Below are 25,488 nucleotides of genomic sequence, written 5' to 3'. Positions count from 1 at the left end.
ATCGGGAAGGACAGGTCATGGCCCACCAGCTCGGCGCGCCCGCGGCGCCGCCCATCCTGCGCAATTCGGACCTCGACGCGGCGGCGGTGCTGCAGGCGCGCATCGACCTCGCCGCCTGCTTCCGCATGGCGGCGAAGCTCGGCCTGCATGAGGGGATCTGCAATCACCTCAGCTTCGTGGTGCCGGGGCGGGACGACCTCTTCCTGGTGAACCCCTATGGCTGGGCGTTCAGCGAGATCACCGCCTCCCGCCTCCTCATCTGCGACTTCCACGGCAATGTGGTGGCCGGCGAGGGCGTGCCGGAAGCGACGGCCTTCTACATCCATGCGCGGGTGCACAAGAACGTGCCGCGCGCCAAGGCGGCCTTCCACACCCATATGCCCAATGCGACGGCGCTGGCGATGCTGGAAGGCCCGCCCTTGGTCTGGGCCGGGCAGTCGGCGCTGAAATTCTACGGCCGTACCCTGGTGGACGAGGATTACAACGGCCTCGCCTTGGACGAGGCCGAGGGCGACCGCATCGCCGCCAGCATCGGCGATGCCGACATCGTCTTCATGAAGAATCACGGCGTCATGGTCGTGGGGCCGAGCATCGCGGAGGCCTGGGACGACCTCTACTACCTGGAGCGGGCCTGCGAGGCGCAGCGCCTGGCCATGGCCACCGGCCGCAAGCTGAAGCCGGTGCCGCCGGAAATGGCGGCGAGGACCTATGCGCAGATGCGCGAAGGGGACCGGGAGAGCGCGCGGCTGCACCTGGAGAGCATCAAGCGGATCCTGGGGCAGGAAGCCCCCGACTTCGCGAACTGAGGAGGCTCTGCCCTCCTCGGACTCCGCCCGCCAGGGGCCGAAAGGCCCTTGGAACCCCTGAGTCAGGCTGCGAGCAGGCGGTCGCGCGGCAAGGTCAGCCAGGCGCGGGCGCCGATGCCGGGCACGGCCTCCAGGCGCAGCCCGCCGCCATGGGCCTCCAGCAGGCTGCGGGCAACGGCCAGGCCGAAACCCAGGCCACGCGTCCCAGCCAGGGCGGCGCCGGCGGCAAGGTCCTCGGCAGGCAGGCCGGTACCCTCATCCTCGATGACGATGGCCAGGCTGTCCGCCGTGACGACCGGGCGCAGATCGATCCAATCCTCCTCCCGCGAGAAGCGGGCAGCCCGGGTCAGCACCTGCAGCAGCGCGCCGCGCAGCGCCCGGCGGTCGGCATGCAGCACCAGCCCGGCGAAATCGGGCGCCAGGCGGAATTGCCGCCGCCCGGGGCCGAGCTGGGCGGTGACCACCGCCACCGCCTCCTCCAGCAGCGGCGCCAGCGGCAAGGGCGCCGGCGCCAGGCGGCGCGGCCCGGCCGCCGCCAGGTCCTCGTTGAGGTCATCGGCCAGAAGCAGCAGCCGGCGCGCCTCGGCCGCCACCGCCGCACCGGCGGGCGCCGGCAGGGCCTCCGCCTGGCCGAGCAGCGCCAGGGCGGCGGCCTGCACCTCCTGCCCCACTTGCCCCAGCATCCGCTCCCGCGCCGCCGCCCGGGACCGGGCCAACCCGGCCTCGGCCAGGGCGGCACGCCGCCGCCCCTCCCCCCACCCCAGCAGGGCGAGGAGAGGCACCAAGGCCATGAGGAGCAGCGGAATCGAAACGGCCGGCATCATCACAGGATGAGGCCGGCCGGTGAAGGAAAGGTGAAGGCGCCCCGAAGATAGGCCCCTGCCCGGTCAGGCCGCGACGGCGGCCTTCTTCGCCTGGGCGCGGGCGATCCGGCGCTTCAGGACCTGCGCCTCCGCCGGCAGGCTGCGGTTCGGCGTGCCGAGCAGGAAGGCGTCGATGCCCCCATTATGCTCGATGGTGCGGATGCCGTTGACCGAAAGCCGCAGCTTCACCGGCGTCGCCAGCACGTCCGAATAGAAGGAGGTTTCCTGCAAATTGGGCAGGAAGCGGCGGCGGGTCTTGTTGTTGGCGTGGCTGACGTTGTTGCCGGTCAGCACGCCCTTGCCGGTGATGACACAGCGGCGGGCCATGGGGGTCTTCCTGAAAACAGCCCGGCGCGCCGGCGCCAGGGGGTAGCTGCAAGAGGCGGGCATATGCCGCGCCGGCGCCGCCGCGTCAATGCCGCAGCCCCGATTCCTGCGGCGCCGCCGCGCCGGCGCCTCAGCCCGGCCCTGTCCCGCCGCCCGGCAATTGGTCCCGCATCTCCCGCAATTCCCCGGATTCCACCGAAGCCAGGGCGTTGCGCAGCACCGCCGAGATCGCCCGGTCGTCCATCGTGCGGGCCAGCAGCCCAAGCGCCCCGCCAAGCAGGGCCGAGGCCACCGAGATCGGGGCGATCTTCTGGTCCATCATGTATTCGATGGCCTTGTCCACCACCGAGCCGGCATGGCTCAGGTCGTCGGGCGCCACGCCCTCCGGATCAAGCTGCATATGGCGGCCTCCTGTCACCTGCGGAAATAGGCGTTCGCGGGTGAATCGGAAACCCCTGTCCAATTATGGCAATCCGGCGTTACCCGGCAGCCACGCCCTCCCCCAACCGGGCGCTGCGCGGCCGCGCCAGATCGGCCGCCGCTTCCGCCGCCGCCGCCGCCTCGGCCATCGCCACCGCCTCGGATTGCCGGCGCCACATTTCGGCATAGAGCCCGTCGGCCGCGATCAGCGCCGCATGGCTGCCGCGCTCCACGATCCGCCCCTCCTGCAGCACGATGATCTCATCCGCCTCCACCACGGTGGAAAGGCGATGGGCGATGACCAGCGTCGTCCGCTCCCGCGCCACCTGGCGCAGCGCCGCCTGGATCTCCTGCTCGGTGCGGGTGTCCAGCGCGCTGGTCGCCTCATCGAGGATCAGGATGCGCGGATCCTTCAGGATGGTGCGGGCGATCGCCACCCGCTGCTTCTCGCCGCCCGAAAGCTTCAGGCCGCGCTCGCCGACCATGGTGCGGTAGCCCTCCGGCAGGCGCAGCACGAAGTCGTGCACCTGGGCCAGGATGGCGGCCCGCTCCACCTCCGCATCGCTGGCGCCGGGGCGGCCATAGGCGATGTTGTAGCGGATGGTGTCGTTGAACAGCACGGTATCCTGCGGCACCACGCCGATGGCGGCGCGCAGCGAATGCTGCGTCACCTGGCGCACATCCTGCCCATCCACCAGGATGCGGCCGCCCGTCGCATCATAGAAGCGGAAGAGCAGGCGGGAGATGGTGGATTTGCCCGCCCCGGTCGGCCCGACGATGGCCAGCATCCGCCCCGGCGGGATGCGGAAGGAGACGCCCTTCAGGATCTGCCGGTCCGGCCGGTAGCCGAACTGCACCTCCTCGAACACCACCTCCCCCGGCCCGGCGGCGAGCGGCGCGGCATCCGGCGCATCCGCCACCTCCTGCTCCTGCCGCAGCAGCTCGAACATCTCCTCCGTGTCGGTCAGCCCCTGCTTGATCTCGCGATAGGCGAAGCCGAGGATGTTCAGCGGCATGTAGAGCTGGATGAGGTAGGTGTTCACCAGCACGAAATCGCCGGTGGTCATGGTGCCGGCGACGACGCCGCCGGCGGCCAGCAGCATCACCGCCGTCAGCCCGGCGGCGATGATCACCGCCTGGCCGGCATTCAGCAGGTTCAGCGTGGTTTCGGAGCGCGTATAGGCGCGCTCGTAGCGCGTCAGGCTCTCATCGTAGCGGCGCGCCTCATGCGCCTCGTTGGCGAAGTACTTCACCGTCTCGTAGTTCAGCAGGCTGTCGATCGCCTTGGTGTTGGCGTCCTGGTCGGTCTGGTTCATCTCCCGCCGGAAGCGCAGCCGCCAATTGGTGAAGATCAGGGTGAAGGCGATGTAGCCGCCGATGGTCACCAGCGTGACCGCGGCGAAGGAAAGGTCGAACATCGCCCAGAGGATGCCGGCCACCAGGACGATCTCCAGGATGGTCGGCAGGATGTTGAACAGCAGGAAGCTCAGCAGCAGGGTGATGCCGCGCGTCCCCCGCTCGATGACGCGGGAGAGGCCGCCGGTCTGCCGGTCCATGTGGTAGCGCATGGACAGCGCATGCAGATGGCGGAAGACGGAAAGGCCGATGCGGCGGGCGGCGCGGGCCTGCACCTTGGCGAAGACGGCGTTGCGCAGCTCCGCGAAGCCGGCATTGGCGATGCGCAGCAGCCCGTACCACAGCACCAGCGCCACCGGGACGGCGGCGACCGCGGCCGGGCCCTGCGGCGCCAGCGCATCCACGGCGCGGGCATAGGCGATGGGCACCAGCACATTGGCCGCCTTGGCCGCCACCAGCATGGCGAGGGCGAGCACCACCCGGAGCCGCAGCTCCCACTCCCCCTTCGGCCAGAGCCAGGGGGCCAGGGCCAGCAGCGTGGCGAAATGGCTGCGCTCGGTGGTCTGGTCTGGCGCCACTGGGATGCTCCGCTTGTCGCGGCGGGAGATAGGGCGGAATGCCGGGGCGGGGAACCGGCCATCCGGCCGGGGTGGCGGTTGCGGGTCGATGCCTCCGCCAGGGGCTCCGCCCCTGGACCCCGCCGGGGGGGTGGGCCCCCGGACCCGGTGTGAGTCTGGACCCGAGGGTTCGAAACCATCAGCTCAGGGCACTGCCGCCACGGGCGTCCCTGAGGTAGAGGAGGGCATGGACCCCTTCGCGCGCCACATCGCCAATTGCAACAATGGCCATGATCTTGCCGGGTTGCCGCCCTTCCGGATCGGGGCGGCGCAGGTGGGGTATGTGACACGGCCGCTGGCCGAAAGCCTCGGGGCCGGGCCGGAAGGGCTGGCGCTGCCGGACGGCGCCGCCCTGCCCGGGCTGGTGGACGGCCTGGCGGCGCAGGGGCTGCTCCGCCTGCGGGGCGAGGAATTCGACGTCCGCGAGAGCTGCGACGGCCCCGTGCTGGCCAGGCTCGACCGCGGCGCGGTGCCGGCCTTCGGGGTGATCGGCCAGGGGGTGCATGTGAACGGGCTGGTGCGCGGGCCCAAGGGTGGCGCAGAGGGGCTGCGGATCTGGGTCGGCCACCGCTCCCGCCACAAGCCGGTGGCCCCGGGGCAGTTGGACAACCTCGTCGCCGGCGGCATCCCGGCCGGGCTGACGCCCGAGACCTGCCTGCTGAAGGAGGCCGAGGAGGAAGCCAGCCTGCCGGAAGCCCTGGCCCGCCAGGCGCGGCGAGCGGGCCGCCTTTCCTACGTCATGCGCCAGCCGGACGGGCTGCGGCGCGACGTGCTGCATGTCTATGACCTGGAACTGCCGGAGGATTTCACCCCCGCCCCGCATGATGACGAGGTGGAACGCTTCGAGCTCTGGCCCGCCGAACGGGTGCTGGCGGTGGTGCGGGATACGGATGGGGTGAAATTCAACGTGAACCTGGTGCTGATCGACCTGTTCCTGCGCGAAGGGCTGATCGACCCGGCGAGCAGCGCCGGCCAGGCGCTGCGGGCGGGGCTGGACCAGGGGCCGCGGTAGGCAGAGGCGACAAGCCGCCTCGCTCGCCGCTCCGCGGCGAGGGCCAGGGGCGAAGGGTCGCGGTGGGGGTGTGGTTCCCGCCGCCGGGGCGGCTGGAACAGACAGCCCCCGCCTGCATCCGGCCCCGTCTCCGCGCCCGGCAGCCCCCCACCCTGACCCTCCCCCGCCGGCGGGGGAGGGAAACGGCGTCCTACCCCGCCAGCTCGCGGGACCGTGCCGTGGCGGCGGCAATCGCCTCCCGCATCAGCTTCGGCCAGGCCTCCGGCGCCATCAGCACCGCCAGCGCCCGTTCCGTCGTGCCCTTGGGGGAGGTGACCGCCTTGCGCAGCGTCGCGGCATCCTCGGCACTTGCCGCCAGCAGCGCGCCGGAGCCCGCCACCGTCACCCGCGCCATGCGCCGCGCCAGTTCCGGCGGCAGGCCTTCGGCGATCGCCGCCGCCTCCATCACTTCCGCCAGCAGGAAGACATAGGCCGGCCCGCCGCCGGAGACGGCGGTGACGGGGTCGATCAGCCCTTCCTCCGCCACCCAGGCGGTCTCGCCGATGGCCGAGAGCAGGCTATCCGCCAGCGCCTTCTGCGCTTCGGTCACCCCCGGCCCGGCGAAGCCTACGGTAAAGCCCTGGCGCACGGCGGCCGGGGTGTTCGGCATGGCGCGCACCACCGCCGCCTGCTCGCCCAGCAGGGCCCGCATGCCGGCGGTGTTGCGCCCGGCCATGATGGAGAGGAACAGCGTCCCTTCCCCCGCGAAGCGGGCGAAGCCCGGCAGCGTCGCCGCGGCTTCCTGCGGCTTGATCGCCAGCACCACGGCCGCGGGGCGGAAGCCGGCCGGAATCGCCTCCGGCCCCGGCACCACCGTGGCGCGGCCGGCGAAGGCAGCGGCGGCGGGCGCATGCGGCTCCACCACCACCACCTCCTTCAGCCCGCGCTCCAGCCAGCCGGCCAGCATCGCGCCACCCATCTTGCCGCAGCCGACCAGCAGCAGCGGCGGCAAAGCATCCGTGCCCATGGCACCCCCTCCCGCCCGGAAGCATCCCGGTTCGCCCGGTCTGCTCCGGCCCGTTCTTGCCAGGACGGCCCCAGGGGATCCGCCCCGGCGGAAGGGGGTAGCGGTCAGGCCTCCCCGACGCAATCCAGCATGGCGGCCTGCAGCGCCTCCGCCGGCGCCTTCCCGCCCCAGAGGACGAATTGGAAGGCGGGGAAGAAGCGCTCGCATTCGGTGATGGCGATATCCACCATGTCCTCGAGGCTCTCGGCGCTGGCGCCCGGCGCCCCGCGCAGCAGGACGGAATGGCGGAACACCGGCACCCCCTCCTCGCTCTCCAGCCCGAAATGGCCGAGCCAGAGCTTCTCATTTGCGAGCGCCAGCAATTCGAACAGCTTGGCCCTGCCCTCCGGCGGCACCTTCAAATCGAAGGCGCAGGAGAAATGCATGGCGCTGATCTCCGGCGACCAGGAGAAGTAAAGGCCGTAATCGCACCATTTGCCCGGCGCCTCGGCCGCCATTTCGCCGTCGGAGCGGCGCTCGAAGGCCCACTCATTGGCGGTGACGATCTGTTCGAGGACATCGAGGGGGTTGGTCGCCTTTTCGCGGTCGAAGGCCAGCAAGCCTGACATCGCGGCACCTCCTCATTCCGTGTGCGGTGGGCCCCCACCGAATCTTGAGGGGAATCGGCCCTTCGGCCCACCAAGGGTAGACTAGGCAAGGCCGGAACGCCGCCGCAAGGGCGCGCGTTGCGGCGCAACATCAGGTTCCGCTCAGCCGTGGCCGGCCGGGGGCGGCGCAGGCGGCTCGCCCCCGGCGCCCGGGGCAGCGGCGGCGGGAGGGGGCGCCGTCGCGGATTTGGCGGTCAGCGCCGCCAGCTTCGCCTCCAGCCCTGCCACCCTGGCCTCCAGCGCCTCCTGCGCCTCACGCGCCCGGCGGGCGACTTCCATGGCGGCGTCCAGATCCTCCCGCTTCACCAGTTCCAGCCGCTGCACCGCGGCGTCGATCTGGGCGCGGATGGCCGCCTCCACCTCCGTCCTTGCCCCGGCCAGGGCGGAGAAGGCGCCGCCCGCCACCCCGGCCAGATCGTCGAAGATGCTGCCGCGCTTGCGGCCTCCGGTGTCGCTCATCGCTTCTGCTCCGCCTGGCGCCGCCGGCCGCCGCCCCCGCCGGGGGCGCCTGGCGCCTGTCCTCCTGTGCGGTGCCACCCGCCGGCCCGTCGCGCCGGTCCGGCGCCGCACCGCTCAGCCGCACCCCGTCCTTCCGGCCCGAGACCGCCCGTCGCGCCGGACGGCATCGCACCGCTCAGCCAGCACCCCTTCCCCCGGCCAGGCCGCCCGCCACGCCGCCGAGGGGGGCGGCGCCGCGCCGCTCAACCGCAGCCCTTCCTGCCGGCCACCGCCCCATCGCGCGGGGGTGGCTTCGCCTTGCTCAGCCGCCCCTATAGCGGATCCCGGCCGGGATGGAACGCAACCCGCCACGGCCTTCACCCAGCGGACGCAACGCTGGCCCAGGCTCTTCGCGCCTTGGGCCGATCTGCTCTATACCCCGCCCCGACCGCCCCGAGCCTGGCCAACCCGGCAGGGCTGCCGCAGCACGGAAGGAGCCGGGCCTTGTATCTCGTCACCGGCGGGGCCGGATTCATCGGCTCCCACCTCGTTGCCACCCTCGCTGCCAGGGGGGCGGAAGTGATGGTCGTCGACCGCCTGGGCCAGGGCGGGAAGTGGCGCAACCTTGCCGCGCCAACCCTTGCCGGAGTCCTGCCGCCGGAGGGCCTGGCGGAGTTCTGGGCCAGGACCCCGCCTATCGCCGCCGTGCTGCATATGGGCGCCATCAGCGCCACCACCGAGACCGATGGCGATCTGGTCGCGGCCACCAACCTCACCCTGCCGCTCTGGCTGTGGGAGCGCTGCGCGGCGCGGGAGATTCCCTTCATCTACGCCTCCTCCGCCGCCACCTACGGGGATGGATCGGAAGGCTTTTCGGACGATGCAACGCCGGAGGCCCTGGCCCGGCTGCGTCCGCTCAATCTTTACGGCTGGTCCAAGCTGGCCTTCGACCGGCGGGTGGCGCAGTTGCTGGCGCTCGGCGCCAAGGCGCCGCCGCAATGGGCGGGGTTGCGCTTCTTCAACGTCTACGGTCCCAACGAGGCGCATAAGGGCCGCATGGCCAGCGTGCTGTTCCACAAATACCGCCAGGTGATGCGCGGCGAGGCGGCGACGCTGTTCCGCTCCGACCGGGCGGGAATCGCGGATGGCGAGCAGCAGCGGGATTTCGTCCATGTGGATGATTGCGTTTCGGTGATGCTCTGGCTGCTGGACAACCCCAAAGTGTCCGGGCTGTTCAACCTCGGCTCCGGCCGGGCGCGGAGCTTCCTTGCTCTGGTCCGCGCCATGTTCGCGGCACTGGACCGGCCGGAGGATATCTCCTTCATCGACATGCCGGCCGATCTGCGCGGCAAGTACCAGTATTTCACCGAGGCCCCGCTCGGGAAGCTGCGCGCCGCCGGCTATTCCGGCCAGATGCTGCCACTGGAGGAGGGGGTGCGGCGGACCGTCGCCGCCTATCGCGCCATGGATCTCGCCGAGTGATGCTGCTCGCCATCCCCTTCCCGGCCATCGACCCGGTGCTGGTCGAGATCGGCCCCTTCGCCATCCGCTGGTATGCGCTGGCCTATATCCTCGGCATCGTGCTGGGCTGGGTGCTGGCCAAGAGGCTGGTCGCCCTGGCGCCGCGGGTGGCGACGGCGGAGCAGGTGGACGATGCCGTCACCTGGATCACGCTCGGCATCATCCTCGGCGGCAGGCTCGGCTATGTGCTGTTCTACCGGCCGGGGCATTACCTGGCGCATCCGCTGGAGGTGCTGGCGGTGTGGACCGGCGGCATGTCCTTCCATGGCGGGGCGCTCGGGGTGATTCTGGCCCTGCTGCTGTTCTGCCGGAACCGCGGGATCGAGGTGCTCGGCTTCGCGGACCGGGTGGTGTCGGTGGTGCCGATCGGGCTGTTCCTCGGCCGCTGCGCCAATTTCGTGAATGGCGAGCTGTGGGGCCGGGTGACGGATGTGCCCTGGGCCATGGTGTTCCCGACCGGCGGGCCGGAGCCGCGGCATCCGAGCCAGCTCTACCAGGCGGGGATGGAGGGGGTGCTGCTGTTCCTGCTGCTGCAGGTGCTGGTGCGGCAGCGGGCGGTGCGGGAGCGGCGGGGCTTCGTCTCCGGGGCGTTCCTGGCCGGCTATGCGGTGGCGCGGGGCGTGGGGGAGATGTTCCGCCAGCCGGATGCGCAGCTTGGCTTCCTGATCGGCGGGGCGACCATGGGGCAGTTGCTCTCGCTGCCGATGTTGGCGGTGGGGGTGTGGCTGATGTGGCGGGCGCGGCCGGCCGGGGCTGCGGCGGCGGGCGGGGAGCGGGCGGCCTGAGGGGGTGGGCCGGGCGCTGCGGCCGGCCTGCGCCAGCCGCCTGCGCCAGCCGCCTGCGCCAGCCGCCTGCGCCAGCCGCCTGCGCCAGCCGCCTGCGCCAGCCGCCTGCGCCAGCGGAGGCACTGAAAGTGCCTTCGACACCGTCGAAGGCACCTTTGCCCCGGGCCACGGTGCCGCAAGCGAGTCAAGGCTGCGGCTTCGCCGCACCGCGCGAAGCGCGGCTCCGGCCTTGACTCGCTTGCGGCACCGTGGCTTTCGCGAGGGGTTCGCTCGGCCGCGCCGGAGGCGCGACGAGCGCGCGGAGGGCGCGCCCGGCCGCAGGGCCAATCCCGGCCCGCCGGACCGCCCAGGGGCGCCACACGAAAGAGCAACGATGACGGAAGCCGGCAAGCCCGAGAGGCTGGACCGCTACATGGCGCGCGCCGTTGCCGCCTATTACGCCGGGCGGGAGGCCTTCGGCGCCGGCGGCGACTTCACCACCGCGCCGGAGATCTCCCAGGCCTTCGGCGAATGCCTCGGCCTTTGGGCCGCCGTGACCTGGGAGGCGATGGGCCGCCCCGACCCCGTCCTGCTGGTGGAGCTCGGCCCCGGCCGCGGCACGCTGATGGCGGACGCCCTGCGCGCGGTGCGGGAGGTGGCGCCCGGCTTCGCCGCCGCCCTGCGGCTGCATCTGGTGGAGGCCTCGCCCCGGCTGCGCGCCCTGCAGGCGGAACGGCTGCCCAGCGCCATTTGGCATGACGGCATCGAGACCCTGCCCCCTGGCCCCGCCCTGATCCTCGCCAATGAATTTCTGGACGCCTTGCCGATCCGGCAATTCATCCGCCGCAACGGCGCCTGGGCAGAGCGTTTCGTCGCCGAGGGCGCCTTCCTGGAAGCCTCGGCCGAGTCCCCGCCCCCCCTCCCCGCCGAGGCCCCCGAAGGCGCCATCGCCGAGCATTCCGCAGCCGCCCATGCGGTGGTCGCCGCCCTCGCCCGGCGGGTCGCCAGCCGGGGCGGGGCCGCCCTCTGCCTCGATTACGGCCCGGCCGAGGCGGTGCTGGGCGAGAGCCTGCAAGCCGTCTCCGCCCATGGCCGGGCGGACCCGCTGGCGCCCCCCGGCACGGTGGACCTCACCGCCCATGTCCTATTCGCCCCCCTGGCCGCCACCGCCCGTGCCAACGGCGCCGCCGTGCATGGCCCGCTGCCCATGGGCCTCTTCCTGCAACGCCTCGGGATCATGACATTGGCCGCCCTCCAGGCCCGCCGCGCCCCCCATTTGGCCGGCCGCATCCTCTCCGGCGCCGAGCGGCTGGTGGCGCCGGAGGCGATGGGACGGCTGTTCAAGGCGCTCTGCCTGTGCCATCCCCGCCTGCCGCCACCCCAGGGCTTCGAGACCGCATGAAGGACGCCGAATACCTGATTGACTCCGGCCTCGCCGGGCTGCCGGGCCTGGCGCATGGCTTCTTCACCCGCCGCGGCGGGGTCTCGGAAGGGCCCTGGGCGGCGCTGAATTGCTCCCTCTCCGGCCAGGACGACATCGAAAAGGTGCGGGAGAACCGCCGCCGCGCCATGGCCGCCTTCGGCCTGGACCGCCCGGCGCTGCACGGGCTGAAGCAGGTGCACGGGCCGGAGGTGGCGGTGGTGGAGGAGGGCTGGGCCGAAGGCCAGGGCCCCGCCGCCGACGCCATGGTGACGCGGCGCCCGGGCCTCGCCCTCGGCATCGTGACGGCGGATTGCGCCCCGGTGCTCTTCGCCGAGCCGGCGGCGGGCGTCATCGGCGCCGCCCATGCCGGCTGGCGCGGCGCGGTGGGCGGGGTGCTGGAGGCGACGGTCGCGGCGATGGAAGCGCTCGGCGCCCGGCGGGACCGGCTGCTGGTGGCGATCGGCCCCTGTATCGGCCGGGAGAGCTATGAGGTCGGGCCCGATCTGCGCGAGGCCGTGCTGGCCTCGGGCCCCGGGCATGACCGCTGCTTCGTCCCCGGCCGGCGCGAGGCGCGGTGGCAATTCGACCTGCCGGGCTATTGCGCGACGCGGCTGGCGGCGCTGGGCCTTGCCGGCATTGCGGCGCTCGGCCGCGACACGCTGGCGGAGGAGGCGCGCTTCTTCAGCCACCGGCGACGCACCCTCGCGGGGGGCGGGCCCATCGGCCACCAGCTTTCCGCCATCGCGATGACGGGCTGAGCCATGCCCTACATGGTCCAATTCATGATCCTGACCCTGATCACCCTGATGGTCGCCTGTGCGCTGCTCTGACCTGTCCCGCAGGGCCGCGGTACGGTCTGGCCCGGGCGTCGCGGCGGAGCCGCGCGAGAGAGTTGCGGCGGAGCCGCGCGAGAGAGTTGCGGCGGAGCCGCGCCAGAGGGCTACGGCGGCGCCGCGCTGGAGAGCTGCGGCCGAGCCGCACCAGGGCGTCGCGGCCGAGCCGCGCCGGGACGTCGCGGGCGAAGCGCGCCGGCGTGCCGCGGCCGAGTCGCGCCCGAGCATGGCGGCGAGGCCCCGCCAGGGCGCCACGGGAGGCCCAGGCCGGCGCCCGGCGCGCTTCGGCTGGGTGCTGGCGCTGCTCCTGGCGGCCCTGGCCGGTTGCGGCGACCTGCCGCAGCCCTATCGCGGCCGGCCGGGCGGGCTGGCGGACCGGCTGGCGGTGCCGCTCGCCGTCCGCCTCGCCGTGCCGCCGCCCGGGGAGGCGCTGCTGCCGGAAAGCTCCGCCGCCGCCCTGGCTGAGGCGGTGACCGGCGCGCTGCAGGCGCAGGAACTGCCGGCGGTGGCCACCGCCACCCCCCTGCCGCTGGACTGGCTGGTGGAGGTGACGGCGGAGCGGCAGGGCCAGGCGGTCCGGCCGCGCTTCCGCCTGCTGGATGCCGATCGCCGCCCCCAGGCCAGCACCGAGGCGCAGCCCGTGCCGGTGCGGGACTGGGCGGAGGGGCGGCCGGAGGTCTTCGCCCGGGTGGCGGCCGAGGCCGCCCCCGCGCTCACCCGCCTGCTGCTGCAGGTGGAGGCGGCGCGGAAGCAGACCGATCCGGGCAGCCTGGCCGCCGGGCCGCCGCGGCTGCGCCTGGCCGGAGTCCGCGGCGCGCCGGGGGACGGCAATGCGGCGCTGGCCGGACGGATGCGGGATTTCCTCGGCAATCAGGGCTTCGTGGTGCAGGAGGCCGCGGATGGCGCGCAATACGCGCTGGAGGGCGAGGTGGCCGTGGTGCCCGGCACCCCCGGCAACCAGCGCGTCGAGATCCAGTGGATCGTCAGCCGGCGGGACGGGCATGAGCTGGGCCGGGTGGTGCAGGTGAATGAGGTGCCGCAGGGCCGCCTCGCCCGGCTGTGGGGCGATGTCGCCTATGTGGTGGCGGAGGAAGCGGCGGATGGCGTCCGCACCGTGGTGGCCAACGCCCAGGCCGCCCCGCCCCCGGCCGCCGAATAACGGCAGGCCACCGGCGTCGCGCAGGGGCGCCTGCCGCCCGGCGCCCTGCCCTGCCGTAGCAGGCCGTGCCGGACCGCGAGCCTCCGGCACCTAGATCGTGATCGGTTGAGGTCGAATCGACCGAAACCGTGAATCACGCGACCGAACAATGAGCTAGAGCGGGGCGGGTGAGCGCAGCGCAACCGATCCCGCTCTAGCCGCTGCCCGTTTCCCAGGGGCGCCAGCCGAGCGGCACGCCCGGCGCCGAACATGCCGTGCCACGGCGCCGCCGCGGCGCACCGGGCTGCCCGTTGCCCTGCCGCGGCTTCGCCCCGCGCCAAGCCGTGCGAGGCGCCGGTCACCCAGCGACTCCCGGGGCCCCCAGGAAGCCGCGCAGCGGCTCCCCGGGAATCTAATTCACCACCCGCCGCACGGCGGTGTAGTCCACCGCAAGCCCGCCCAGCACCAGGCTGAGATCGCCATCGCTGCCGGTGCGCTCGGTGGCCGTGACGGTGCCACGCACATTCGCCGTGACGGTCACCGGATTGCCATCGGCATCCCGCCCGGCCACGGCGAAGCGGTAGGCGCCGTCCGGCTGCACCACGCCGGAGCTGTTCTTCCCGTCCCAGCTCCAGATGCTCCCGGCGGTTTCGAGCTTCACCTCCTCCTGCCGGATGGTGCGGCCGGCATTGTCGGTGACGGTGATGATGGCCCTGGTCGCCGTGCCCGCCGCCGGCAGCACGAGCTGCGCCTGGCCGTTCTGCAGGCTGAGCCTGTCGCTCTCCACCTCCACCGTCTTGCCGAGCAATGCCTGGGAAGCGGTGACCTGCGAGGCCTGCTCCAGCGAGATCATCTTCTGCAGGTTGGTGTTCATCGCGATCTGCTGCTCGACCTGGGAGAAGGCGACGAGCTGATTCGTCATCTCCGTCGTGTCCATCGCCTTGGTCGGGTCCTGATTCTTGAGCTGGGTCGTGAGCAGGGTGAGGAAGGTGCTGAAATCGCTGCCGAAGGTGGTGGCGGCGGAGGCGGCGGCCTGGCTGCTGGCGCTGCTGCTGCCGGTCGGGTTGACGGTCGTCATGGGCGGGGCTCCCGGGGGTCAGACGGCGATATCGAGAAGGGAGAGAAGGCGCCGGGGCGGCGCGGCCTCGGCGGCGGCCGGGCCGGACCCGGCGCCGAGGCGCGGCCCCGGGCGGGCACCGCCGCCGCCATGGCCGTCCCCTTGGCCACCCCCCTGGCCAGCCTGCTGGCCGGCGGCGCGGCCGCCGCTGTCGGAAAGGCTGAAGCTCATCCCGCCCTCCGGCACCTGCACCCCTGCCTGAGTCAGGCTGCGGTCGAATTCGCGGGCGTCGCGCTGCAGCAAGGCGAGGGTTTCCGGCCGCTCCGCCCGCACCTGCACGGCGGCCACCTCGCCGGCGGCGTCACGCTCGATGCTGATCTCCACCCGGCCGAGGGAGTCGGGCTCCAGCGCCACCATCAGGCGGTTGCTCCGGCCGGGGGCGAGGGCCAGGGCGACGGCGATGGGCGCGGCCTGCTGCACCACCGGCGGCGGGGCGCTGCGCAGGGCGGGGGCCACCGGCGCCGGGGCGGCCGGGGCCGGCGTCGGGGAGGCAATGACGGCGGCCAGGGCAGTGGGCGGGCCGGCTTCGCCGCGACCCGGCGCCGTGCCGGCCTCGGGGATGGCGGGGGCCGCGGCGCCGGCAGGGCTGGCCGCCTCCGGTACCGCCTCGGGGTCCGGGCCCCGGCCGGTGGCGGTTGGGGCCGAGGCAAGGCCGGGCGGGACGTCCGGGCCGGCGGACGGCGCCCCGGCCGCGTCGGAGCTGCCGGCCGGTTGCGGCGCGGCCACGCGGCTGCCGGCGGGGCGGGGGGCACCAGGGGGCGCGGCGGCCGCGGCCGCCGGGTCGGGCGGCGCCGCGACCGCGGCCTGGGCGGCGGCCCGCATGGCCGCCGGTTCCGAGCTGGCCGGCAGGACGAGCGTGGTGGTGGAGTTGCCCGCCACGGGGCCGGCCGGGGGGGCCTTGGAGGGGGGCGGGGCGGACGCGGTCACGGGCTGCGCGGCCAAGGCCTGGACAGGCCCGGCCGCCGGGCCGGCTGCCAGCGACGCGCTTCCACCGGGGTCCCGCCCGGCCTGAGCCGGCTCGGCCAGCGGCGCCGGGGCTGGGGGCCGCACACCGGCCGCCGCAGCGCCGGCCACCCCGACGGCAGGCCCGGCCGCCCCTGCGGCGGGGGGCGGGGTTGCCACGGCGGGCAGCGCCGGAACAGGCGGCGGTCCAGGCAGGAGGAGGGGCAATGCCGCCGGTCCGGCCGGATCGGGGGCGCTGGCCGTCCCGGGCGTCTCCGGCACGGCCGCCCCTGCCTCGTCTTCCCCGCGGGAGGCCGCTGGCTCGGCGGGCAGGCCGGGAATTGCCTCCCCCAGCTCCGCCGGCGGGACCGCCGGCTGGTCCATGGCCGCCGCCTCCGCCGCTCCCGGGTCGGCTCCGACATCCGGCGCAGGCGCCAGGGCCGGAGGCGGCCTCGTGCCGGGATCAGGCGCCTGGGCCGACGAATCCGGCGCCATCGCCGCCGGAGCGGCAGCGGTGTCTGGCGCCGCCGCCTCGACCGCCCCCTCCGCCTCCTGACCGGCGGAAGCGGGCTTCGGCGGCGCGCCGGGCCGGGAAGCAGGGCCCGCCCCCGCCTCCCGCCGCGCCGCCGCGCCCTCCGGCGCCGCCGCCCGGGGCCGCGGAGCGGCGGGCCGGTCCGCCGCCGCCGGGCGGGGGGCGGGCCCGGCCGCTTCGTCGGCGCGGCGCAGCGCCAGGGCGAAATCCTCGCCCCCGCCGGCGCCGGCAGGGGCGTTGGCCGGCGGCCGGCCGGCGGCAGGGCTCGGGGCAATCGGGGCGGCGTCCACGGCAGGTCCGATCCTTGTCTGGCCGGGTATCCTCGGGGCGGGCGGGCCGGCGGCGGCACCGCCCACGGCGATCCGGCGCTGCCGTGCGAAGGCCGGGCCAGGCGAGGGCCGCGCCGCGCCGGCAAGCGCCGCCGGCCCCCCGGCAAAGCTTGCCGCCGCACCGGCAAGCCCGGCCGGCGCCGCGCCCGCAGTCGCTGGCACGGCCCCTGCTGTGCGCCCTCCCTGAAGCCCGGCGCCCCCGCCGCAGGCCTTACGCCCGACGCCCTGGAGCCCCGCCATGTCCCTGTTCGGCTCGCTCACCGCCGCCATCAGCGGCCTGACCGCGCAAAGCCGCGCCCTCGGCCATATCTCGGACAACGTCGCGAACAGCCAGACCGTCGGCTACAAGCGGGTGGACACCAATTTCGTCTCCTATCTCACCTCGTCCAGCGCCTCGATGCACCTGCCGGGCGCCACCATCGCCCGGCCCAGCTACACCAACAGCACCCAGGGCACGGTGGAGCAGTCGGAAAATTCCCTGGCGCTCGCCATCAGCGGCCAGGGCTTCTTCGCCGTCGCCGCCTCCACCGGCACCAGCAACGGCCAGCCGGTCTTCGACGACCGGCAATTCTTCACCCGCGCCGGGGATTTCGGCCTGGACCAGGACGGCTACCTGGTGAACGGCTCCGGCTACTACCTGAAGGGCTGGCCGGCGGATGCCAACGGCAATCCGGACCGCACCGACCTCGCCCCCATCCGGGTCAGCCAGCAGGTGTTCAACCCGGTGGCGACCACCGAGATCGAGCTCGGCGCCAACCTGCCCTCCTCCATCGAGGACAACGCCTCCGTCAGCACCCAGACGGAGCTCTATGACGCGCTCGGCACGCTGCACACGGTGAACCTGACCTTCACCAAGAACAGCAACAACGACTGGACCATGTCGATCGACGTGCCGGATGCCGTCACCGCGACGGCCGGCACGGTGGACCTGCGGTTCGGCGCGGCCGTTTCCCCCACCACCACCCCCGGCACCCTCGGCGACCTGGCCAATGCCACCGGCAGCATCGTGCTGCCGCCCAGCGCCAATGCCGGCGACCTGGCCGCCGTCACCTTCGAGGTGGATTTCGGCCAGGGTGTCCAGACGGTCAGCCTCAACCTCGGCGCCTTCGGGGAAGCGCAGGGGCTGACGCAATACGGCGCCGAATTCGGCATCCGCAACCGCAACCAGAACGGCGTGCCGCTCGGTTCCTATTCCGGCCTCAGCATCGCCACCAACGGCGACATCTCGGTGAACTACGACAATGGCCAGAGCCGCGTCGTGGCGCGCATCCCGCTGGTCGCCTTCAACGACCCGGATGCGCTGCAGCGGCTGGACGGGCAGGCCTTCATGCGCACGCCGGAATCCGGCGAGGCGCGGATCACCGACGCCTCCTCCAACGGCGTCGGCAAGCTGGTCATCAGCTCCGTCGAGCGATCCAATGTCGACATCGCCACGGAATTCACCAAGCTGATCCTGGCGCAGCGCGCCTACACCGCGAACACCAAGGTCGTCACCACCAGCGACGAGATGCTGCAGGACACGATCAACATGCGGCGCTGAGGCGCCGCCCGGGGACTGGGACGCCGCCGCCATGAGCCTCGACCTCGCCCTCAGCATCGCCCGCAGCGGCCTCGCCGCGGTGCAGCGGCAGCTCTCCGTCGCCTCGCAGAACGTGGCGAATGCGGATACCGCGGGCTACACGAAAAAGAGCATCGCCCAGGCGGCGATGACGGTCACGGACATGCCGGCGGGGGTCCGCACCGCCGACCAGCAGCGCAGCGTGGATACGGCGCTGGTGAACCGGATGCAGAGCGCGGGCGCGGCGGCAGCGGCGGCAACGGTGCGGGAGACGCTGTTGACCGGCGTCGAGCAGGCGCATGGCGCGACCGGCTCCGGCGACAGCCTCGCCGAGGCGGTGAGCGGGCTGCAATCCGCCTTCATCGCCCTGCGCGCGACGCCCGCCGATGCGGGGGAGCAGCGCAGCGTGCTGGACGCCGCCGCCACCCTGGCCAACCGGCTGAACGGGATTTCCAGCGCCATCGGCACCGCCCGGCAGCAGGCGCAGGACGGGCTGGTGGCGGAGGTGGACAGCGCCAATGCGGCGCTGAAGGAGATCGCCGCGCTCACCCTGCAGCTCCGCAGCGGCACGGCAAGGGATGCGGCGGCGCTGGAGGACCGGCGCGACCAGGCGCTGGCGCGGCTGTCCGAATCCCTCGACGTCACCGTGCTGCGCAAATCGGATGGCGACATCACCATCGTCGCGCGCGGCGGCATCGTGCTGCCGCTGGACCCGAAGCACGACGTGCTGAGCATCGGCGAGGCGACCGTCGCGCCGGAATTCTACTATGGCAGCGGCGGCACCCTGCCGGGGGTGATGCTGAACGGCATCGACATCACCGGCCAGATGAAGGGCGGGCGGATCGGCGAATACCTGAACCTGCGCGACGACACCCTGCCGCGCTTCCAGGCGGAGACCGACCTGATGGCGGCCACCCTGGCGGAGCGCTTCGCCGCCCAGGGGCTGACGCTCTTCACCGATGCCGATGGCAGCGTGCCGGCTACCGGGACCGCCTATGCCGCCGGCAGCCAGCTCGGCTTCGCCGGGCGCATCCGGGTGAACCCCGCCATCACCGCGACGCCGAGCCTGCTGCGCGACGGCACGAACGGCATCAGCGGCAGCCCCTTCGGCGCCAGCGACTTCGCCCCCAACCCCAGCGACGGGCCGGCGAGCTTCACCACCCTGCTGGACCGCGTGCTGGATTTCAGCTTCACCGGCAATGCCGCCGCCGGTGTGACCTGGCCGGGCATTGCCGGCACCGGGCTTGGCCCGGATGGCAGCCTCGCCTCCCCCTTCGCCGCCCCGGCGAGCGTCACCGCCTATGCCGACCGGGTGACGACGGAGCAGACCAGCGAGCGCGCCTTGGCGACCGCCGCCAGGGAAAGCGCGACGACGCTGCAGGACAGCCTGCGCGCGCGCTTCGATGCGCAATCCGGCGTCGATGTGGATGCCGAGATGTCCGGGCTGGTGCAGTTGCAGAATTCCTTCGCCGCCAATGCCAGGGTGGTGAGCACGCTGCAGAGCATGTGGGATTCGCTGCTGGGCGCGGTGCGCTAGTGCCCCGGTTCCACAGTCCTGCGGACTGCGGAACCGGGGCACTAGAGCGGTTTCGCGCTGACTGTGCAGCGCGAAACCGCTCTAGCTTATGGATGGTAGAGCAGCTTCACGCCTCCGGGCGATGCCGCCCTCCGGCGATCTGCTCTAGCCATTGTTTTCAGCGGCCTGCTTGTCCGCGAAGTTCGCTGGAAGTCCAACGAACTTCGCGGGCAGGACACTGGCGGCGACGATGACGGAGGCGCTCGATGGACGTCCTGACCCGGCTGGACCGCGACACCGCGGTGCTCCGCCTGCGGCTGCAGCAGCAGATGCGGCAGATGAGCACCGGCTTCAAGGCCGAGACGCTCGGCGATTACGGCACCACCCAGCCGCGGCTGTTCAACCTGAAGGCCGACATGACGCGGCGCGACGCCTATGCGCACGCCATCGACCAGGCGCTGGCGCGCACCCAGGCGACGCAGACGGCGCTCTCCCGGCTCAGCGAGATCGCCCGCAAATTCGCCGACGATGTGGCGATGAAGCTGGATGCCAACAACACGGAGACGATCCCGCTCTATGCCGACCAGGCCCGGCAGGCGCTGGTGGAGGTGGGGCAGCTACTGAACAGCCAGGCCAATGGCGAATACCTCTTCGCCGGCAACGACACCGGCAACCCGCCGGTGCCGGATGCCGCCAACCTCGACAGCAGCGCCTGGGTCACCGACATCGTCGCCGCCGTGCAGACCCTCGGCACCGGCAATGCCGCGGCGGTGAACGCCGCGACGCTGGCCGCCGTGCGGGATGATGCCGCCGGCGCCTCCCCCTTCTCCGCCTATTTCCAGGCCGGCGGGGCGGGGCTGGCGGAACCGCAGCGCAGCGTGCCCACCGCCGACGGGGTGGCGGTGAGCTACGGCATCACCGTCGCCCGCAACGGCGCGGCGGTGAGCCAGGGGGAGACCGCTGGGTCCTGGGTGCGGGACCTGGTCCGCGGCCTTGCCTCCATCGCCGGCCTGACCCCGGCCCAGGCGGCGGACCGCGACACCTTCCGCGACTTCACCACCAATGTCCGCAACGGGCTCACCGCCGCCAGCAACGCGCTGGCGGATGAGAGCGGCGCGCTGGGCCTGACCGAGGCGCGGCTGGAAGCGACGAAGACGCAGCATGCGACGATGACGACCTCCCTCACCTCCCAGGTCTCCGGCATCGAGGAGGTGGATCTGGCGGAGACGCTGACGAAATTGCAGGCGACACAATCGGTTCTGGAGACGAGCTACACCGCCATCGGCAATCTCAGCGCGCTGAGCCTGGCGAAATTCCTGGCCTGAGGCGAGGGGTGGCGGGCGCTGCCGCGGCGTCCGGCTTCAGGTGGCGTTAAGCGCCCAATGCCACACTGGCGGCTGCCCAATACGGCGCGGCCTCGAAAGGAAGAGACATGTCCACGCTGGTGCTCGAACTGCGTCAGGGCGATCTGATGGTCGTGAACGGCGCCCCGATCCGCTTCCGCAACCGCACGCGGATCGAGCTGGCGGCCAAGGCGCGTTTCCTGTTCGGCAAGCAGATCATGGCCCCGGAAGCGGCGACGACGCCGGCGCGGCGGATCTATTTCGCCCTGCAGACCGCCTATATCGGGACCGATGAGGAAAGGTCGCGCGGCCTCACTTCCGCCCGCGCCCTGATCGCCGAATTCCAGGCCGCCACCACCTCCGGCCTGGCGCGGGAGATGCTGCGCCAGGCGCTGATCCTGGCCGAGACCGATGATTGCTACCAGGCGCTGAAGCTGGCCCGGCGGGTGATGCGGCATGAGGAGGAGGTGCTGGGCATCCCGCCGCTGATGCCGGTACGGCAATTGGCCTCGCCGCGCGCCGAGGGCAGCCGGGTGGAGGGCTGACGCCCCGCCCGGCGCCGCGCCCCTTGCAGGGCGCCGGCGGAAGGCGAAGCGGAGGGATCAGGACAAGCGGATCAGATGGTGTGGAGGGCGAGGATGGTGCTGCCGCCGGCCCGGGCGCTGCCGCCTGCCTGGCCGGCGGCCGGGGTGATGGCGGCCGGGATCGCAGCAGCGGGGATCGCAGCGGCCGGGGTGGCGGCGGGCACGGCGTGGCTGGCGGCGCTGGCCGGGGCCATGGCGCCAGCGGCCCCGCTGGCGGCAGCGGGGCCCCCGGGGCTGGCCGCGGCGGCGACCTGGGCCGGGCCGGGCAAGGCGGCGGTGCCCGCCCCGCCGCTGCCGGGCGGGGCCGGGCTGGCTGCCGGCCGCTTGCCGGCATTGCGGTAGGCGGCCAATTCGCGCTCGGTCGGCAGGGTGGCGGTGACTTGGCCCTGGTCGTCGCGGAATTGCAGCACCACCAGCCCCAGCCGCGGATCCAGCTTCATCGCCGGGTTCGGAGTCGCCTGGAACGTCTGGGCCGGCGCCGCCGCGCCAGCCCCGCCCGGCAGCGCCTGCGGCGCTTCGGTCCGGGCCGCCGGCAGGCGGGGCATGGCGAGGGACGGGGCGATCTGCATGGTTCTCCAGCCCGATGGAACCACAACGGACGTTAATTAATGGTAAGCGCCTCCCGCAATTGACCCCGGCGGCGGCAGGGAAGAGGATGCCGGCCTTGCCGAACGCCCTCTTCCTGCAGCTCCGCACCCTCGCCGCCGCCAGCCTCGGCGGGCTGCTGCTCACCTTCCTGCATGTGCCGCTGGCCTGGATGATCGGCGCCATGCTGGGCACCGCCGCCCTGGCCTGGCATCTGCCGGTCGCCGTCCCCGGCTGGGCGCGGCCCACCGGGCTGGTCTTCCTCGGGCTTGGCCTCGGCGCCAGCTTCAGCGGGCCGGTGCTGGCGGCGGTATTGGCGGCGCTGCCCGTCATGCTGGTGGGCGGCGTGCTCGCCATCGCCTCCGGCCTCGTCGTCGCCCAGCTCTTCACCCGGCTGGCGGGCACGGACCAGAAGACCGGCTTCTTCTGCGCCGTGCCGGGCGGCGTCATCGTCATGGCCGTGCTGGCGCAGGAGGCGAAGGCGAGCGTCGCCACCGTCACCCTCGCCCAGACCATGCGGGTGCTGGTGGTGGTGCTGAGCTTCCCGCCCCTGCTCGGCTGGCTGGCGCCGCATGGCGACTACGCGGATTTCACCGCCGCCGGCATCGCCACCTGGTGGCCGGGGCTGCTGGCCATGGCCGCGGCCGGCCTGGCCTGCGCCCTGCCGCTGCAACGGCTGGGCCTCGCCAATCCCTGGATGCTGGGGCCCTGCGCGCTGGCCATCGCGCTGGCGGCGACGGGGCACCTGCCCTCCGCCGTGCCGAAGCCGCTGGTGGATGCGGCGCAGGTGGCGATGGGGGCTAATCTCGGCACCCGCCTGACGAGGAGCTTCCTGCTCTCCTCCCGCCGGCTGGCGGTGGCGGCGCTGATCTCCTCCGCCGTGCTGTCGCTGCTGCTGACGGCGCTCGGCCTGCTGGTGGCCTGGGCCAGCGGCTTGCCGGTGGCGGCGCTGATTCTCGGCCTGGCGCCGGGCGGCATGCCGGAGATGGCGCTGACGGCCAAGGCGCTGGAGCTGGGCGTGCCGCTGGTGCTGGGCTTCCACCTGACGCGCACGGTGCTGTGCAACCTGCTGGTGGGGCCGCTGCACCGGGGGGCGGTCAGGCTCGGGCTGCTGTAGTCCGTCGCGAGACCGCTGCGCGGTTCCGCCCGGGCTCCGGAGAACATTCCCAGGAAAGCGCTGCGGGGCCCGGTGCGCCCCGGATTGCCCATGCGCCCAGGGCCCTGGCGCAGCCTCCCCGGCGAAGCCACGGCGGGGCAGCGGCCGATCAGGTCAGGGCAGCTCGAGCCTTACCGCGATGGCGGCGGTGGCCATCACGGCGGGGTCGTCCTGCTCCGGGTTCATCACGTCGAGCCCACCCTTCACCACCCGCACCGTCACCTGGCCATGCGGCAGGGAGGCGCGGATGCGCTCCGCCTCCACCTTCTCCGGCTGCTGCACGCCGATGGTGACATCCACCAGCATCGTCTTCGGGTCCACCTTCAGCGCCCGCAGCATGGAGAGGGAGGAATGGTGCAGCGCATCCTGCACCGCCCGCAGCGCCGCCTTGGTGTAGTCGCCGCCATGCAGGTCGTTGCCGGCGCCGAGTTCCAGGATCACCCGCTTCGCCGGCATCTCAGCGTCCTCCTCCATCCAGGTCCCTTGGCAGATCGAGGAAGACCTCGGCCGCCGCATGCGCCACCAGCGTGCCGCCATCCCCGGCCTCGTTCGGGATCATCAGCCCGCCCTCCACGCATTTCACCTCCCCCGTGCCATGCGGCAGCACCGCCAGCACCTGGGCCTTGTCCACCGTTTCCGGCTTCGGCACGCCGATGGTCACCACCACCTTCATGCTGTCCACATCCACCCCCAGCGCATGGGTGATGGTGAGGGAATTGTGCCAGAGCGCGTCGCGCAGCGCCCGCACCGCGGCCTTGGTGCTGTCCAGGCCGCGGATATCGGTCCCCATGCCGATCTCCAGCACCACGCGCTTCATCGCCATTCGGTATCTCCCCTCCGATTCACGCCTTCGGTGCTCGGCTGCACCTGCGCCCCTCCGGCGGCCGGTGAGCGTTTGCCGGCCCGTTTCACGCCGCCGGTCCTCGGTTTCGCCTACGCCCTCCAGCGGCCGGTGAGCGTTTGCCGATCCGACTCACGCCGCCGATCCTCGGCTTCGCCTGCGCCCTCCGGCGGTCGGATCGGCCCTCTGCGCTGCTTCGTCCTGCGGCCCCGGTCAGGCCTTCTCCACATTCCAGAAGACCGGCACCGGCCCCTTCAGCAGCCCCCGCAGATTGCCCCGCCAGGCGCTGGGCGGAAAGTACTGGCCGAGCGGGATGAAGGGCACCGTCTCGAAGGCGCGGCGCTGGATCGCCTGATCCAGCCGGCGCAATTCCGCCTCATCCGTGCCGTCCATCCAGGCGTCGCGCATCCGCTCCATCTCCGGGTCGTCCGGCCAGCCGAACCAGGCGCCGCCGCCATTGCCGCGGAGATTGGTGGCGAAGACCGGGTCGCGGTACTCGGCGGCAGGGAAGCCGGAGGGGAAGAGCGACCAGCCACCCTTCTCCAGCGGCTCCTTGCTCGCCCGCCGCTGCACGATGGTGCCCCAATCCATCGCCTGGTCGTCGATGTTCAGCCCCGCCTCCCGCCAAGCGGCGACGGCGACGCTGGTGAAGGCGTCGTAAAAGGTCTGGTCGGTGGGGTGCATGCAGGCGATGCGCTCCCCGGCATAGCCGGCCTCCGCCAGCATGGCGCGCAGCCGCGCCTTGTCCGGGCGCTGCGTCACCGCCTCCATCCCCGCCTCGCTGGCGGAGGGCGTGCCGGGCAGGAAATAGCCGACCGGGGCGCGGTAGAGCGAGCGGTCCTCGCCCATCGCCGCGGTCATCGCCTCCGCCGGGTCGATCGCCGCGGCCAGCACGCGGCGGATGGCGGCATTGGCGGTGGGGCCCTGCATGTGGTTGGGGCGGATGGCGCCGAAGGTGCCGTAATTGTCCAGGATGCCCACCGCGACGCCGCGCGCCCGCTTCAGCCGCGGCAGCAGATCCGGCAAAGGCTGGTCGATCCAGTCCACCTCGCCATTGATCAGCGCATTGGCCGCCGTCGCCGCATCCGGGATGAAGCGCCATTCGACGCGGTCCACCTTCACGCGGTAGCCGCCGGCGGCGTGGCTCACCGGCTCGTCGCGCGGCTGGTAGGCTTCGTATTTGGCGAAGATGGCGCGGCTGCCGGGCAGGTATTCGTCGGCCACCCAGCGGAAGGGGCCGCTGCCGACGATCTCCGAGACCTGGCGATAGGGGTCCGTCGCCGCCAGCCTGGCCGGCATGATGACGGGGCTGGGCTGGGTCTTGGCCAGGGCGTAGGGCAGCGAGGCGAAGGGCTTGCTCAGCCGCCAGAGCAGGGTGCGATCGTCCGGCGCCTCCAGCGCTTCCAGCCGCGCCTTGATGGTCTGGCCGACGGGGTCCCGCACCATCCAGCGCTGCAGGCTGGCGACGCAATCCCGCGCCAGCACGGGCTCGCCGTCATGGAAGCGGAGGCCCTCGCGCAGCCGCATGGTCCAGCGCTTCGCATTGTCCTCGGCGCGGAAGCCTTCCAGCATCTGGGGCTTGGGTTCGAGATGCTCGTCGCGGCCAAACAAGGTCTCGAACAGCATCCCGGCGACGTTGCGGGTGACGACGGCGGTGGTCCAGACTGGGTCCAGGCTGCCGATGCTGGCCTGCGGCACATGCACCAGCACCTTGGGGGCCTGGCCGAGGGCAGGGCGGGCCAGGGCGACAGCAGCCCCGGCCGCCAGCAGATCGCGGCGTCGCAGCATGATTTCCTCCCGTGCTTTGGCGGGAG

The 25,488-nt window shown here is 73.0% G+C and carries 25 protein-coding genes; 12 read left to right on the top strand and 13 right to left on the bottom strand.

Annotated features, from left to right (window positions below):
* Positions 1-17: 17 nt before the first annotated feature.
* A complete protein-coding gene (locus E5N76_RS04110; RefSeq protein WP_149536022.1) occupies positions 18-806 on the top strand; it encodes an aldolase in 789 nt (262 codons plus the stop codon).
* Between the two features lie 62 nt (positions 807-868).
* Here E5N76_RS04110 and E5N76_RS04105 read toward each other — a convergent pair whose 3' ends face one another.
* From E5N76_RS04105 to E5N76_RS04090, 4 genes are all read right to left on the bottom strand, one after another.
* Positions 869-1,627 (bottom strand): sensor histidine kinase, encoded by a 759-nt coding sequence (locus E5N76_RS04105; protein WP_187829964.1) that lies wholly within the window; start codon positions 1,625-1,627, stop codon positions 869-871.
* Positions 1,628-1,693: 66 nt separating this feature from the next.
* Complete coding sequence (gene rpmB / locus E5N76_RS04100) at positions 1,694-1,996, bottom strand: 50S ribosomal protein L28 (protein WP_149536020.1); 303 nt, start codon at positions 1,994-1,996, stop codon at positions 1,694-1,696.
* A gap of 130 nt (positions 1,997-2,126) precedes the next feature.
* On the bottom strand, positions 2,127-2,396 hold the full coding sequence (locus tag E5N76_RS04095) for a hypothetical protein (protein ID WP_149536019.1): 270 nt from the start codon (positions 2,394-2,396) through the stop codon (positions 2,127-2,129).
* Positions 2,397-2,475: 79 nt separating this feature from the next.
* The gene (locus E5N76_RS04090) at positions 2,476-4,350 is read right to left on the bottom strand and encodes an ABCB family ABC transporter ATP-binding protein/permease (protein WP_235907563.1); all 1,875 of its coding nucleotides are present in this window, start codon (positions 4,348-4,350) and stop codon (positions 2,476-2,478) included.
* A 226-nt stretch (positions 4,351-4,576) separates the two neighbouring features.
* Here E5N76_RS04090 and E5N76_RS04085 point away from each other — a divergent pair, with 226 nt between their 5' ends.
* The gene (locus E5N76_RS04085) at positions 4,577-5,401 is read left to right on the top strand and encodes an NUDIX hydrolase (RefSeq protein ID WP_149536018.1); all 825 of its coding nucleotides are present in this window, start codon (positions 4,577-4,579) and stop codon (positions 5,399-5,401) included.
* Between the two features lie 190 nt (positions 5,402-5,591).
* On the opposite strand, the gene proC is transcribed toward E5N76_RS04085, so the two are convergent.
* From proC to E5N76_RS04070, 3 genes are all read right to left on the bottom strand, one after another.
* Entirely contained in the window at positions 5,592-6,407 is an 816-nt protein-coding gene (gene proC / locus E5N76_RS04080; RefSeq protein WP_149536017.1) for a pyrroline-5-carboxylate reductase, read from the bottom strand.
* 104 nt (positions 6,408-6,511) lie between these two features.
* Complete coding sequence (locus E5N76_RS04075) at positions 6,512-7,015, bottom strand: type III secretion system chaperone family protein (RefSeq protein ID WP_149536016.1); 504 nt, start codon at positions 7,013-7,015, stop codon at positions 6,512-6,514.
* Positions 7,016-7,156: 141 nt separating this feature from the next.
* Positions 7,157-7,513 carry an accessory factor UbiK family protein gene (locus E5N76_RS04070; RefSeq protein WP_149536015.1) on the bottom strand — a complete coding sequence of 119 codons (357 nt, stop codon included), beginning with the start codon at positions 7,511-7,513 and terminating at the stop codon, positions 7,157-7,159.
* A 483-nt stretch (positions 7,514-7,996) separates the two neighbouring features.
* Here E5N76_RS04070 and rfaD point away from each other — a divergent pair, with 483 nt between their 5' ends.
* From rfaD to E5N76_RS04045, 5 genes are all read left to right on the top strand, one after another.
* Positions 7,997-8,974 carry an ADP-glyceromanno-heptose 6-epimerase gene (gene rfaD / locus E5N76_RS04065; RefSeq protein ID WP_149536014.1) on the top strand — a complete coding sequence of 326 codons (978 nt, stop codon included), beginning with the start codon at positions 7,997-7,999 and terminating at the stop codon, positions 8,972-8,974.
* Entirely contained in the window at positions 8,974-9,798 is an 825-nt protein-coding gene (gene lgt, locus E5N76_RS04060) for a prolipoprotein diacylglyceryl transferase (protein WP_149536013.1), read from the top strand. The genes rfaD and lgt overlap by 1 nt, the downstream gene beginning before the upstream one ends.
* Before the next feature lie 373 nt (positions 9,799-10,171).
* Positions 10,172-11,179 (top strand): class I SAM-dependent methyltransferase, encoded by a 1,008-nt coding sequence (locus E5N76_RS04055; RefSeq protein WP_149536012.1) that lies wholly within the window; start codon positions 10,172-10,174, stop codon positions 11,177-11,179.
* The gene (gene pgeF / locus E5N76_RS04050; protein WP_149536011.1) at positions 11,176-11,958 is read left to right on the top strand and encodes a peptidoglycan editing factor PgeF; all 783 of its coding nucleotides are present in this window, start codon (positions 11,176-11,178) and stop codon (positions 11,956-11,958) included. The genes E5N76_RS04055 and pgeF overlap by 4 nt, the downstream gene beginning before the upstream one ends.
* A gap of 367 nt (positions 11,959-12,325) precedes the next feature.
* The gene (locus E5N76_RS04045; RefSeq protein WP_149536010.1) at positions 12,326-13,192 is read left to right on the top strand and encodes a hypothetical protein; all 867 of its coding nucleotides are present in this window, start codon (positions 12,326-12,328) and stop codon (positions 13,190-13,192) included.
* Positions 13,193-13,583: 391 nt separating this feature from the next.
* Here the strand turns inward: E5N76_RS04045 and E5N76_RS04040 are convergent, their stop codons facing one another.
* Both E5N76_RS04040 and fliK read right to left on the bottom strand, forming a co-directional pair.
* Complete coding sequence (locus tag E5N76_RS04040) at positions 13,584-14,249, bottom strand: flagellar hook assembly protein FlgD (protein WP_149536009.1); 666 nt, start codon at positions 14,247-14,249, stop codon at positions 13,584-13,586.
* Between the two features lie 18 nt (positions 14,250-14,267).
* Positions 14,268-15,215, bottom strand: a complete 948-nt coding sequence (gene fliK / locus E5N76_RS04035) for a flagellar hook-length control protein FliK (RefSeq protein WP_149536008.1) — start codon at positions 15,213-15,215, stop codon at positions 14,268-14,270.
* A 1,114-nt stretch (positions 15,216-16,329) separates the two neighbouring features.
* Between fliK and flgE the strand changes: the two genes are divergently transcribed.
* From flgE to E5N76_RS04015, 4 genes are all read left to right on the top strand, one after another.
* Positions 16,330-17,631, top strand: coding sequence for a flagellar hook protein FlgE (flgE, locus tag E5N76_RS04030; RefSeq protein ID WP_149536007.1), 1,302 nt, complete (start codon positions 16,330-16,332; stop codon positions 17,629-17,631).
* A 31-nt stretch (positions 17,632-17,662) separates the two neighbouring features.
* Complete coding sequence (locus tag E5N76_RS04025) at positions 17,663-19,186, top strand: flagellar hook-associated protein FlgK (RefSeq protein ID WP_149536006.1); 1,524 nt, start codon at positions 17,663-17,665, stop codon at positions 19,184-19,186.
* A 245-nt stretch (positions 19,187-19,431) separates the two neighbouring features.
* Positions 19,432-20,490, top strand: coding sequence for a flagellin (locus tag E5N76_RS04020; RefSeq protein WP_149536005.1), 1,059 nt, complete (start codon positions 19,432-19,434; stop codon positions 20,488-20,490).
* 107 nt (positions 20,491-20,597) lie between these two features.
* On the top strand, positions 20,598-21,053 hold the full coding sequence (locus E5N76_RS04015; RefSeq protein WP_149536004.1) for a flagellar biosynthesis repressor FlbT: 456 nt from the start codon (positions 20,598-20,600) through the stop codon (positions 21,051-21,053).
* A 71-nt stretch (positions 21,054-21,124) separates the two neighbouring features.
* Here E5N76_RS04015 and E5N76_RS04010 read toward each other — a convergent pair whose 3' ends face one another.
* Entirely contained in the window at positions 21,125-21,661 is a 537-nt protein-coding gene (locus E5N76_RS04010) for a hypothetical protein (RefSeq protein ID WP_149536003.1), read from the bottom strand.
* Positions 21,662-21,756: 95 nt separating this feature from the next.
* Between E5N76_RS04010 and E5N76_RS04005 the strand changes: the two genes are divergently transcribed.
* Positions 21,757-22,794 (top strand): AbrB family transcriptional regulator, encoded by a 1,038-nt coding sequence (locus E5N76_RS04005; RefSeq protein ID WP_187829963.1) that lies wholly within the window; start codon positions 21,757-21,759, stop codon positions 22,792-22,794.
* Between the two features lie 153 nt (positions 22,795-22,947).
* Here the strand turns inward: E5N76_RS04005 and E5N76_RS04000 are convergent, their stop codons facing one another.
* The 3 genes from E5N76_RS04000 to E5N76_RS03990 form a co-directional block, all read right to left on the bottom strand.
* A complete protein-coding gene (locus E5N76_RS04000; RefSeq protein ID WP_149536001.1) occupies positions 22,948-23,289 on the bottom strand; it encodes a Lin0512 family protein in 342 nt (113 codons plus the stop codon).
* 1 nt (position 23,290) lies between these two features.
* Positions 23,291-23,656: a Lin0512 family protein gene (locus E5N76_RS03995; RefSeq protein ID WP_149536000.1), complete on the bottom strand. Its 366-nt coding sequence runs from the start codon at positions 23,654-23,656 to the stop codon at positions 23,291-23,293.
* A 231-nt stretch (positions 23,657-23,887) separates the two neighbouring features.
* Positions 23,888-25,462, bottom strand: a complete 1,575-nt coding sequence (locus tag E5N76_RS03990) for an ABC transporter substrate-binding protein (protein ID WP_187829962.1) — start codon at positions 25,460-25,462, stop codon at positions 23,888-23,890.
* Between the last annotated feature and the right edge of the window lie 26 nt (positions 25,463-25,488).

This window comes from Siccirubricoccus phaeus (assembly GCF_008360935.1).
GTDB lineage: Bacteria > Pseudomonadota > Alphaproteobacteria > Acetobacterales > Acetobacteraceae > Siccirubricoccus > Siccirubricoccus phaeus.
Note: the sequence above shows the minus strand (reverse complement) of the source record. Positions and strands in the feature narration are given on the sequence as shown.

Excerpts from the sequence above, each read along its gene's own strand:
- E5N76_RS04110 (WP_149536022.1), top strand. The coding sequence starts at position 18 with ATGGCCCACCAGCTCGGCGCGCCCGCGGCGCCGCCCATCCTGCGCAAT.
- E5N76_RS04105 (WP_187829964.1), bottom strand. The coding sequence starts at position 1,627 with ATGCCGGCCGTTTCGATTCCGCTGCTCCTCATGGCCTTGGTGCCTCTC.
- rpmB (WP_149536020.1), bottom strand. The coding sequence starts at position 1,996 with ATGGCCCGCCGCTGTGTCATCACCGGCAAGGGCGTGCTGACCGGCAAC.
- E5N76_RS04095 (WP_149536019.1), bottom strand. The coding sequence starts at position 2,396 with ATGCAGCTTGATCCGGAGGGCGTGGCGCCCGACGACCTGAGCCATGCC.
- E5N76_RS04085 (WP_149536018.1), top strand. The coding sequence starts at position 4,577 with ATGGACCCCTTCGCGCGCCACATCGCCAATTGCAACAATGGCCATGAT.
- proC (WP_149536017.1), bottom strand. The coding sequence starts at position 6,407 with ATGGGCACGGATGCTTTGCCGCCGCTGCTGCTGGTCGGCTGCGGCAAG.
- E5N76_RS04075 (WP_149536016.1), bottom strand. The coding sequence starts at position 7,015 with ATGTCAGGCTTGCTGGCCTTCGACCGCGAAAAGGCGACCAACCCCCTC.
- E5N76_RS04070 (WP_149536015.1), bottom strand. The coding sequence starts at position 7,513 with ATGAGCGACACCGGAGGCCGCAAGCGCGGCAGCATCTTCGACGATCTG.
- lgt (WP_149536013.1), top strand. The coding sequence starts at position 8,974 with ATGCTGCTCGCCATCCCCTTCCCGGCCATCGACCCGGTGCTGGTCGAG.
- E5N76_RS04055 (WP_149536012.1), top strand. The coding sequence starts at position 10,172 with ATGACGGAAGCCGGCAAGCCCGAGAGGCTGGACCGCTACATGGCGCGC.
- pgeF (WP_149536011.1), top strand. The coding sequence starts at position 11,176 with ATGAAGGACGCCGAATACCTGATTGACTCCGGCCTCGCCGGGCTGCCG.
- E5N76_RS04040 (WP_149536009.1), bottom strand. The coding sequence starts at position 14,249 with ATGACGACCGTCAACCCGACCGGCAGCAGCAGCGCCAGCAGCCAGGCC.
- flgE (WP_149536007.1), top strand. The coding sequence starts at position 16,330 with ATGTCCCTGTTCGGCTCGCTCACCGCCGCCATCAGCGGCCTGACCGCG.
- E5N76_RS04025 (WP_149536006.1), top strand. The coding sequence starts at position 17,663 with ATGAGCCTCGACCTCGCCCTCAGCATCGCCCGCAGCGGCCTCGCCGCG.
- E5N76_RS04020 (WP_149536005.1), top strand. The coding sequence starts at position 19,432 with ATGGACGTCCTGACCCGGCTGGACCGCGACACCGCGGTGCTCCGCCTG.
- E5N76_RS04015 (WP_149536004.1), top strand. The coding sequence starts at position 20,598 with ATGTCCACGCTGGTGCTCGAACTGCGTCAGGGCGATCTGATGGTCGTG.
- E5N76_RS04010 (WP_149536003.1), bottom strand. The coding sequence starts at position 21,661 with ATGCAGATCGCCCCGTCCCTCGCCATGCCCCGCCTGCCGGCGGCCCGG.
- E5N76_RS04000 (WP_149536001.1), bottom strand. The coding sequence starts at position 23,289 with ATGCCGGCGAAGCGGGTGATCCTGGAACTCGGCGCCGGCAACGACCTG.
- E5N76_RS03995 (WP_149536000.1), bottom strand. The coding sequence starts at position 23,656 with ATGGCGATGAAGCGCGTGGTGCTGGAGATCGGCATGGGGACCGATATC.
- E5N76_RS03990 (WP_187829962.1), bottom strand. The coding sequence starts at position 25,462 with ATGCTGCGACGCCGCGATCTGCTGGCGGCCGGGGCTGCTGTCGCCCTG.